This is a genomic window from uncultured Cytophaga sp. (assembly GCF_937863595.1).
Classification (GTDB): domain Bacteria; phylum Bacteroidota; class Bacteroidia; order Cytophagales; family Cytophagaceae; genus Cytophaga.
Window position 1 is genome coordinate 1 of the sequence record NZ_CALMGQ010000039.1, and the last position, 7,976, is coordinate 7,976.

Genomic DNA, 7,976 nt, shown 5'->3' on the forward strand with positions numbered 1-7,976 from the left:
ATACCTGTAAAGTTAATATTTTATCAGTTACTCCCCAGCTTTTTTACCTGACCCGGACTTACTCCTTGGGACGCAGCTTGGAAAAGTGCTAAAGAATTGTTTGTTCCTGTATTTTCTGCTACAATGGCTATCATAGCAACCTATATCCCAATGATGTTTTTCCTTGATGGAATGGTGGGCGATTTTGTGGGTTCATTGCCTATAACTATTGGCGTTGCTTTAATCACCTCCTTGCTGATCGCTTGTTTGCTCGTTCCTTATATGAGCTATGTATTTATCAAAAAAGGAATTATAAAAGACGATGGCAAACAAAAAAGAAAATCATTATTGGATTGGGTGCAAACAGCATACGATAGCACATTAGAATGGGCATTTCGTGCCCCTAAAATAACGATTCTTAGCGGTATTGTTTCGGTGATAATAGGTATCGGTATTCTTGCATTTGTACCACGTCAGCTGTTTCCAAAAGTTGACCGAAACCAGTTTGCAGTAGAAATATATTTACCAGAAGGCAGCACCTTGGAACAAACGAGTTTCGTGTCTGACAGCCTAGAGCAAATGTTGATGAAAGATAAACGCGTGTTAAATGTAGCGGCTTTTGTAGGCACAAGTTCGCCCCGTTTTCACACCACTTACGCCCCTAATTTTCCTTCAAAAAATTATGCTCAGTTGGTTGTTAATACCCAAACGGAAGATGATGCACTTTCTATATTGAACGAATACGAAATAAAATATAGAAATCATTTTCCGAATGCGTATGTGCGAATGAAACAATTAGACTTATTGAGTACCACAGCACCTATTGAATTGCGGATTAGCGGTGACAATAAAGATTCTATCAAAGCATTGGCAATGGAAGTAAAAACGATAATGGATAAAAATGAAAATGTAATCTGGGCAAGAACAGACTACCTCAATCCAAGGCAAGGAATAAGCGTTCAGATAAATGATGAAACAGCCAACCGATTGGGATTAACAAAAGGCATAGTAGCGGCTTCATTAGCAACCGGTTTTTCAGGAATGCCTATTGGTACTATATGGGAAGGCGATTATCCTGTAAACATTAAATTGATGAACGAGTCCGGACAAAAAAACAGTTTTTCCGATATCGCCAATCAAAATGTAACATCTCCATTAACAGGTGCAAGTGTTCCTGTAAGACAAATAGCAACAAGCATAAGCAATGATTGGAGCGAAGGACAGATTGTTCGCAGAAACGGAACAAGAACCATTACTGTTCGAGCCGATGTGAAGCGTGGTGTATTGCCTTACAAAGTTTTATCCGACTTGAAAACTGAAATCAAAAAAATACCAACGTCAGAAGAAATTACCCTCACGTATGGTGGTGAAGAAGAAAGCGAATTGGAAAACTATATTCCATTAGGCAAAGCCCTATTTGCAGGTATTATGTTGATTTTCTTTATTCTGTTATTTCAATTCAAAAAAACCAAATTAGTTTTTCTTGTAATGATGACTATGCCCTTAAGTTTTTTAGGCGCGGCATTAGGTTTAATCATTACAGGTTATCCATTCGGTTTAACATCTTTCTTAGGTATTATGAGTCTTATGGGTATTGTTGTCCGCAATGGCATTATCCTGATTGATTATGCAGAAGAATTACGAACTAAAAATGGGATGTCGCTTACAGAAGCAGCTATAGCTGCAGGCAAACGTAGAATGCGGCCAATTTTCCTTACATCATTTGCCGCAGCCGTTGGTGTTGTACCTATGATAATAAGTGGGTCTACCCTTTGGGGGCCGCTTGGAGCGGTGGTTTGTTTTGGGTTATTGGTATCAATGATACTAACCCTGTATATGATACCTGTACTGTACAATCAATTGTTTAAAAAGAACTACGCTTAAACATTAAGAGATGAAAAAATTAACGATACTTGTTGTTGCCCTGATTACATCAGCAACAGCATACAGCCAAACAACATTAACGCTGGAACAATGCAAGGAATTGGCATTGAAAAATAACATGGCCATAAAAAATAGTGCTTTGGAAGTCGAAGTAGCTCAGCAGATAAAGAAAAACGCCTACACCAATTATTATCCAAAAGTGAATGCCAATGTGTTTGGCATGCAGGCAATAAATCCATTGATTAAATACAAAATGGAAGGCGGAAACTTACCTGTGTATGACGGCAACCCTGCTAACCTGGCTACAGCTACGCAGTTTGCCTATTTTCCTGGGGTTGAATTGAGTATGATGCAGCGCAGCGCAATAGGAGTTTTAAATATAACACAGCCCATTTATGCTGGTAGTAAAATAAGTACAGGAAATAAACTGGCAGCCCTTAATGTTGATGTAAAAGAGAATCAGCGACAACTGACAGAAAATGAAATATTGCTCAAAACCGAGCAACAATATTGGCAGTTAATTTCTTTACAAGAAAAAGAAAAGACGATAGAAAAGTACGAACTGTTATTAAATGAAGTTCGCAAACAGGTTGATGATGCTTTCACGGCAGGGGTGATTATAAAAAACGATGTACTAAAAGTTCAAATCAAACAAAGCGAATTGGAAGCCAACAAAAATAAATTACTGAACGGAAAAAAATTAGCAACAATGCAGTTTTGTCAAACTATTGGTATTCCCTTTGATGCTACATTCGTATTGTTGGATGTGATTGACGTAACACAAAATCCCAGTCAATATTATACGGATAACCAAACTGCTTTAAGTGGCAGAACAGAATACCAGTTATTGGAAAAATCGGTAGAAGCTGCACAACTACAAATCAAAATGAAAACAGGCGACTATATGCCAACTCTTGCCGTAGGGCTGGCAGGCTATCATGTTAATATGTTAGAAAAAGGGGCTACGAATAACACCAATGGATTAGCTTATGTTTCTCTTTCAATTCCAATATCTGATTGGTGGGGAGGAAGCTATGCCATTAAAGAGCAGAAAATAAAACAACAAATTGCAGAAAATACTTTTGAAGAAACGAAAGATTTATTGAACCTACAAATGGAAAAAGTTTGGACAGATGTAAATGAAGCGTGGAAGCAAATAGTCATTATGAATGAAACGGCCGTCCAAACCGAAGAAAATCTGAAAGTAAGCCAGACAGGTTATGACAGTGGCATTGTTACCTTATCCGACTTGTTGGAAGCGCAGGCACTCGTTTCTGAAACAGCAGATAAACTGACCGAAGCGAAAACACAATACAAGTTAGCGGTTGCAACGTATCTGCAGGTAACGGGGCAAAAATAGAAACAGCCTATACACAGAGGCAAGCACATTTGTAAGTGGCACAATTCATTCCAGTGTCTACAACTTGCAAAAGGACTTGCCTCTTTGCGGGCAAAAAAATATTTTTTTTATCTCCCCAGCTGAAACTGAAAATACGATAACCTCTCACCAATCTTCAGACAGAAGTCTAGTGGATAATATCTGTTTGGAATAATAGCGACAGACCTGCTTAAATGAACTCGAGTGCTAGTAACCCTCCCTACTACACCCAACACCAGTAACTTTATTTAGACGACCAGTACTGTTTAATAGACAATAAAATAATAAGAGACGGACTGCTTAGAACATACTTTTTGGGGAACAGTTATAACCCGAAACACGTATTACTACTACTTTTTGAAGGAATAATAATTCCGCCTAACAATCTAACCTATCTCAAAATCAGCACTAAGTCACTTTCTTTTAGGAAAGCACTATCATTTGGTAACTAACTTTTGATTAATATTGTGTCAAGATATTTAGCTGTTAACTGTTCTAACAGCTATCTTATTTAAATGAATGTTTCTCAATAAAAATTCACACCATGAAAAACAATATAAAATACTCTATACTGGAATTAGCTACCGTATCGCAAGGCAACACCATCAAAGAAACGTTGAATAATGTACTAGAGAGTGCTAAGGTGGCTGAAGAAAACGGTTACGAAAGATATTGGTTTGCCGAGCATCATAATTCAGAAAAGGCGGCAAGTGCAGCTATAGCCATTTTGATTGGTTATGTGGCAGAAAATACGAACAAAATCAGAGTAGGCGCTGGCGGTGTAATGTTGCCCAATCATTCCCCCTTTATTGTTGCAGAACAGTTTGGAACCTTAGCACAGCTGTACCCAAACCGCATCGATTTAGGCTTGGGAAGAGCTACGGGCACTGACGGTGTAACGTCACAAGCCATCCGATCAGACTTCATGCAGGCAGCACATTCTTTTCCTTCTGAAATTCAGAAAATACAGAATTACTTTTCACTTGCTAACAAATCTTCGAACGTGAGAGTTGGTCTGGCAGAAGGGATGGATGTGCCACTATACATCTTAGGGTCAAGTACCGATAGCGCTCATTTAGCTGCCAGAAAAGGTTTGCCCTATGCATTTGCCAGCCAATTCGCCACTACGCATTTGTTCGATGCACTTCATATTTACGAGCAGGAATTTCAGCCTTCCGAATTTTTGAGTGCACCCTATACCATTGCTGGTATAAATGTAATAATGGCGGATACCAATGAAGAAGCAGAGAAAATATTTACTTCTTTGATTAGAATGTTTTATGGAATGTTGACGGGAAATATGCAAGGTGTGCTAGCTCCAGTGGAAATGACGGATGAATGGCGTGAAATATTAAATCATCCTCGTTTGCAGCAAATGCTAAAATTTTCATTTGTGGGAGATAAAGAAAATGTAAAAAAACAAATGATCCGCTTTTTGAAAGATACGAATGTAGATGAAGTTATTGCAGTATCTACGATGTATTCTGCCGAAGCGCGTATAAAATCTGTTAAATTATTTGCAGAAGTGATGCAGGAAATCAATGTGAATTTACAGGTAGAAATGAAGTAAAACATGTCAAATAAAAAAAAATATCAAGATTGTCTAACGACCATTAAATCTGTTCAGGATACCTTGGATGTGATTAATGGAAAATGGAAATTGTCTATTATCATTTCTATTGGAGGGGGAAACGAGCGTTTTACCGATATTCAAAAAAGTATTCCGGGCATTACACCAAAGGTTTTGGCAAAAGAATTGAAAGACTTGGAACAACACAAATTAATATCCAGACAAGTAATCGACGATTATCCTGTGAAAATTTCTTATACATTAGAACAATATGCCGATACCTTAACACCAATTATTCATGCGTTAAAAGATTGGGGCGCCAAGCATAAAAATAAAATTTTCCATTCAGAATAATTGAATTACATTTTACATCTACGTTAGAGGGAACGTTAGTGTGCAAATTTTTAACATAAATAAAATCTAGCGCAATCTAGATTCCAGGTTATAGATATTCATAAAAGAGAGTGCGCTGTTATTTTTAGGTAAATTAAATTCTTCTTTCTTCGTTTGTCCGCTAATAGAAATGATAGTAGCAGATAGTTGGGTTTCGTTTTCAATCGGAATCCTTGCATAAGAAATTTGATCAGGTAATGATTGCCATTGTCTTGTATCTGCTTTTTCTGTAACGCTATTTACAACACTTAACACTGCGCCTAGATCTTTATTTTGCTTCTGTAAAGCTATTTCTGCAGCTTGCTTTACAATTAATCGAGAAAGAGCAGAAGCAATCTCACTAGCAAATCTGTCTTTTAACGTTTGTCTTGCAATTGTATTTACATCCTCTATCAGTTCTGGCTTATAGTCTTTACTTCCAACATGCACCGTTATATCCTTATATAAAGATTGCCTGTCTGTATATTTAGGAAAGGCGAGTCGAATCATTTTAAAATCAGATGCAGAAACAGTGTTTGAATTACTTAATTGAATAGGAATACTTATACCCAGATCGGCATTGACAATAGTTACAAATCCGGTTTGGCCAGGCAATACAGTAAAATTAACACTCCATTCTTCTTTAACTGGCGACAGTCCATTCTCCCAAAACAAAATCAATTCTTTATTAGGTACATCCTCTTTATTAAACGTCATACCAAATTCTTTCTCATATTTATTTTGGATGTCTGTAAATCCATTTAAGGAAGCACAGCGTATAACGTCTTTTTTTAGCTGATTGGGTAAAGGTACATTCATATACACATCACCATGTGCCTGATAAATTTCAAGAGCATTTCTATACGCTATAAAAGCGTTTCCAATGTCTGATGTGGCCTCATAAATTAATCCCATCAAAATATGTGCAAAAGCGTCTTTGGTGTATCTATTCTTGTCTTGCTTATATTTATCGTCAAGCTGTTGTAGTTGTAGATTTATTCTTTTTGCTTCTACCAAAGCATCTTCATAATTGCCTAAATAAATATAATTTAGTGCTTTGTAATAATGAATCAATACTTTTTCAAACTCTTCTGGCTTGTAAAAGCTTAGCTGAGAATTTATGGTTGTTGATACCAAATAATCTTTTAACACTTTATTGTAATCTTCTATCAAAAGATCCGCTTTGTTAAAATACACATTACTTTCTGCGTATTTTTTTTGAAGATGGGCAACTTTCCCTTTTTCTAAAACTAATAATAAAGCATTACGTTGTTTATGCAATAACTTGAATTTTTCTAATGATTTATCTGCTCCTGAATAATCGTGAGACTGAAGTTGACTGTTGTAATCTATATTTCTTTGGTAGTATGTCTGGCATTGAAAAAATAGCAAAGAAAGAAACACAAAAGCGAGGCTCATGCTTGGCAATTTCTTTCTAAAGTTAAATTGTGTCATAAGGTTTATAACAAATAAGGCTGCTCTTTAATTAAAAGAGAGCAGCCTTATTAAAATGAAGGATTCAATTTAGTTTTTAACTAATTTCTTTATCTTTTTATCTCCAATCCAAACCACTTCGTTTGTCTGTAAGTTTGTCAATTCTAGATCAATTTGATAATAAACAACTTTATCTTTTTTGTAAGCATCTACTATAGAATTAATTGAACCTTGCAAAATAAAGTCTGCACCAATCTCTAAACCAAACTTTTTCATCGTAGAGACAGAAGAATTTGTTTGCTGATCTGCACGTTCTTTTCTTATTTCTTCTCTTTTATCACCAGCCTGAACGAGTCTTACACGTTGAGATTTTATAAATGATTTCTCTAAATCTTTTATAAAAGTTTCTGCCTCTATGTGTTCGTGGCTTTTATTCGTAACCATCCCAACAATAACAACGGGTTGCTCACCATTATTTTTCCTCATAAAGTTTTCTAACCAAATCTCTCCTAGTGCTTGTTGAGTCATGGCGTCTGCAGTTAATTTAGAATCTACATCATTCCATCTTCCACTTAAATCAATCTGTTGGTTAGGGTCTACCCTTGCTACCTTTCTGGTTGCACAACTAGAGGTAACTAATGTAACAGCTGTTATCGATATCCAAAATATATTTTTAATCATTTCTTTATTGTTTTAAAATCCAAGCCAAACATTTCTACCAAGTCTCACGGATGCACCTAATCTGAAATTTCCAGGATATGAGTAAGGTAAGCAATAAGCAGCGTTCGAACCATATCCATTTCTATTACCGTAACCGTAAGTATTCCCGTAACCATATCCATTATATTGACCATAACCGTAACCAAAATTATTACCGTAACCATTACCGTATCCAAAGCCTTGGTTGTAATTCCTATTTGGAAAATTTCCATAAACATTGGGGGCATAAGCATACCGATTAGAATAATAGTTTGGTCTGTTTATTCTTGCCAAACGTCTTTCTTGTCTATATTGTCTAGACAACCTGTCATTTTCTATTTTACGGTCCTTTTTATCCTGCCATTCATCAATTGCTTTGTATGTGTCTTGCACAGTTGTTGACATGGTGGTATTACCAGAATCGAGAAGTTTTTTAGTGTATATATCTAAACTAGTCTGATAATTAGGATTTTGGTCTGGAATTTGTCCGTAAGAAAAAACTACAGTTACCAAGAATGCTAGAATGGGTAAGGCTATATTTTTCATGGCTTTTTATATTTAATACATATACTTCAAGATTTGTGCCAATTCTCTATTTATATATTTAGGGTCACATCCATTTTCTGGGGAGCAACTGGTTTAGGCGAATAATTTAGACAA

Annotated in this window: 7 protein-coding genes; 4 read left to right on the forward strand and 3 right to left on the reverse strand. The window is 36.2% G+C overall.

Translation table 11 applies throughout. From position 1 onward, the window contains the following. Positions 1-96: 96 nt before the first annotated feature. From Q0543_RS03080 to Q0543_RS03095, 4 genes are all read left to right on the forward strand, one after another. A complete protein-coding gene (locus Q0543_RS03080) occupies positions 97-1,863 on the forward strand; it encodes an efflux RND transporter permease subunit (RefSeq protein WP_299248953.1) in 1,767 nt (588 codons plus the stop codon). 10 nt (positions 1,864-1,873) lie between these two features. Further along, positions 1,874-3,223: a TolC family protein gene (locus Q0543_RS03085; RefSeq protein ID WP_299248956.1), complete on the forward strand. Its 1,350-nt coding sequence runs from the start codon at positions 1,874-1,876 to the stop codon at positions 3,221-3,223. Positions 3,224-3,785: 562 nt separating this feature from the next. Further along, on the forward strand, positions 3,786-4,811 hold the full coding sequence (locus Q0543_RS03090) for an LLM class flavin-dependent oxidoreductase (protein WP_299248959.1): 1,026 nt from the start codon (positions 3,786-3,788) through the stop codon (positions 4,809-4,811). Between the two features lie 3 nt (positions 4,812-4,814). Continuing rightward, positions 4,815-5,165 (forward strand): helix-turn-helix domain-containing protein, encoded by a 351-nt coding sequence (locus Q0543_RS03095; protein ID WP_299248962.1) that lies wholly within the window; start codon positions 4,815-4,817, stop codon positions 5,163-5,165. A 66-nt stretch (positions 5,166-5,231) separates the two neighbouring features. Here the strand turns inward: Q0543_RS03095 and Q0543_RS03100 are convergent, their stop codons facing one another. The 3 genes from Q0543_RS03100 to Q0543_RS03110 all read right to left on the reverse strand — a co-directional run bounded on the left by Q0543_RS03100 (position 5,232) and on the right by Q0543_RS03110 (position 7,862). Continuing rightward, positions 5,232-6,638 carry a hypothetical protein gene (locus tag Q0543_RS03100; protein WP_299248965.1) on the reverse strand — a complete coding sequence of 469 codons (1,407 nt, stop codon included), beginning with the start codon at positions 6,636-6,638 and terminating at the stop codon, positions 5,232-5,234. Positions 6,639-6,707: 69 nt separating this feature from the next. Further along, complete coding sequence (locus tag Q0543_RS03105; protein WP_299248968.1) at positions 6,708-7,298, reverse strand: penicillin-binding protein activator LpoB; 591 nt, start codon at positions 7,296-7,298, stop codon at positions 6,708-6,710. A 12-nt stretch (positions 7,299-7,310) separates the two neighbouring features. Further along, complete coding sequence (locus tag Q0543_RS03110) at positions 7,311-7,862, reverse strand: hypothetical protein (protein ID WP_299248971.1); 552 nt, start codon at positions 7,860-7,862, stop codon at positions 7,311-7,313. Between the last annotated feature and the right edge of the window lie 114 nt (positions 7,863-7,976).

Bases quoted from the DNA above. Each gene is read 5' to 3' on its own strand.
- Q0543_RS03110 (WP_299248971.1), bottom strand. From the start codon at position 7,862: ATGAAAAATATAGCCTTACCCATTCTAGCATTCTTGGTAACTGTAGTT.
- Q0543_RS03095 (WP_299248962.1), top strand. From the start codon at position 4,815: ATGTCAAATAAAAAAAAATATCAAGATTGTCTAACGACCATTAAATCT.
- Q0543_RS03105 (WP_299248968.1), bottom strand. From the start codon at position 7,298: ATGATTAAAAATATATTTTGGATATCGATAACAGCTGTTACATTAGTT.
- Q0543_RS03100 (WP_299248965.1), bottom strand. From the start codon at position 6,638: ATGACACAATTTAACTTTAGAAAGAAATTGCCAAGCATGAGCCTCGCT.
- Q0543_RS03090 (WP_299248959.1), top strand. From the start codon at position 3,786: ATGAAAAACAATATAAAATACTCTATACTGGAATTAGCTACCGTATCG.
- Q0543_RS03085 (WP_299248956.1), top strand. From the start codon at position 1,874: ATGAAAAAATTAACGATACTTGTTGTTGCCCTGATTACATCAGCAACA.